At 62.9% G+C, this 1,400-nt stretch carries 1 protein-coding gene and 1 pseudogene; both read right to left on the reverse strand.

Features of this window, described 5'->3' with window-relative positions:
* The coding region (locus tag MKK68_RS14385) for an ABC transporter transmembrane domain-containing protein (RefSeq protein ID WP_244030848.1) at positions 1–978 on the reverse strand (978 nt) is incomplete at its 3' end.
* Between the two features lie 95 nt (positions 979–1,073).
* Positions 1,074–1,400: pseudogene (locus MKK68_RS14390) on the reverse strand (type I secretion system permease/ATPase); the annotation flags it as partial.

Below are 1,400 nucleotides of genomic sequence, written 5' to 3' on the forward strand. Positions count from 1 at the left end.
TGGCGCCGTCACAGCCAGCGAGGTCACCTCAACCTGCCCCTTCGGCCGAGGCAGAGACAGACGCTGGGGGCCTGCCTCCGCAGCCCGGAACAGAGCCTGAAGCCGCCCATACGCCTGACGCGCCCGCAAAAATGAGGGCCATTCGGCGGTCACACCGGCCACGGGCTGGAGCAACTTGCCAGCGATCAGCATCACGCCGATGACGTTGCCGGGTGAAATCTCGCCCTGGATGGCCAGGTAAGCCCCCAGCGCCATACAGAGCCCTCCAAAGGCGCTCGTTAGGAACCGCGCTGCAGACGAGACAAGGGCAACACCGTCCTCAAGGGCAGCTTGCTCCCGCAGGCTTTGCCGATGCGCAAGAAGCCATCGATTGCGAAACACTTCCCGCATCCCGAGCGCTTGGACAGCCTCGATGTTCTTAAACGTGTCGGCGAGGGCAGCGCCGTGGGCCCCCGACGCCGCATGTCCCGCTTTCGGGCGTGTCCTCAGAGCTGCTTGCACAACCGCCAGCAGAACCACCAGACACAAGCCAAATGTTGCGAAGGCGCCGAGCCAGACATGCATGGCGAAACAGGCAGCCAGATAGATTGGGATCGTCAGAGCATCATACATGCTCGACACGCCGCTTCCGGAGACGAAGTTTCGTATCAGGTCAAGGTCCGCGAGCCCGCCACCGGCGTGTGGGATGCGAGCGCCAATCGCAGCTCGAACCTTCCGGCCGAACAGGGTGGGCCTCAACTCGGCATCGATCTGAAGGCCAACGCGCTCTAGGATGGAGTCGCGCAGCTTCGACAACAGCCCAGCGATCGCCAATTGCACCACGAGCACAAGAAAGAGGATGACCAACGTGACGAGATGCCGGTGCAGCAGCACACGGTCATTGACCTGCTCAACAAAGATGCTGCCGGTGAGAACGGACACGCTGAGAAACAGACTGATCAGCCCAGCATGCAGAAACGCGGCACGCTGACGGCTCAACGCCCGTCGAAGGGGGGTCCGCTTGCTGGTGCGTACCACTTGCGCCTCATCCGCAGACGCAGGCACGGTGACAGAAAGGTCGGATCGCATTCCGCTCATCCGGCCGCTCTAAGGTGACTGGGGATTTGCTGCGGCGCATCTGGGGCGCTGCCCCGCTGCGCAGCGTGTGGCTTCAGCACAGTGTCACGCGGGCCGAAGGTCGAGACAGTTCCATCCTTCAGAACCAGGATGTAATCCACCAGCGTCAGGATGTTGGCCTTGTGCGTGATCAGCACACAGGCCGCGCCGCGGTCTTTGAGCGCCTGCAACCCCTGCGCCAGAGCGGCCTCCCCTAAGGCGTCCAAGTTCGAATTCGGCTCGTCGAGCACCACCAAGGACGGATTACCGTAGATGGCGCGCGCCAGCCCAATCCGCTGCCGTTG

Origin of the sequence: Methylobacterium sp. E-016, from assembly GCF_022829745.1 — a bacterium.
Lineage (GTDB): Bacteria > Pseudomonadota > Alphaproteobacteria > Rhizobiales > Beijerinckiaceae > Methylobacterium.